The sequence below is a fragment of the Lysinibacillus sp. GbtcB16 genome (assembly GCF_019091145.1).
In the GTDB taxonomy this organism is placed as follows: domain Bacteria; phylum Bacillota; class Bacilli; order Bacillales_A; family Planococcaceae; genus Lysinibacillus; species Lysinibacillus fusiformis.
In genome coordinates, this window is the sequence record NZ_JAGXJV010000777.1 from 1 (window position 1) to 243 (window position 243).

The 243-nt window shown below is 37.0% G+C and carries 1 protein-coding gene; it reads right to left on the reverse strand.

Annotation, left to right across the window (positions count from 1 at the left end):
* Window positions 1-243, reverse strand: a 243-nt coding sequence (locus KVT27_RS25875) for an FtsW/RodA/SpoVE family cell cycle protein (protein WP_217582304.1), incomplete at both ends; no start/stop codon positions are given.

A 243-nucleotide genomic window follows, 5' to 3' on the forward strand; every position in this document is an offset into this window, starting at 1 on the left:
AATGGCGACTTATATTTAATAATACACCTACTGCCATTAACATTAATGTCAAACTTGATCCACCATAACTTAAAAACGGCAAGGTAATACCCGTAACAGGCATCAGTCCTGTTACAACACCAACATTAATCTTTACTTGAATCGCAATCATCGCCACAATACCTACTGCTAAAAACGTACCATATAAATCTGGCGCTCCTAATGCGATACGAATCCCGCGCCATAATAATAGACTAAATAATA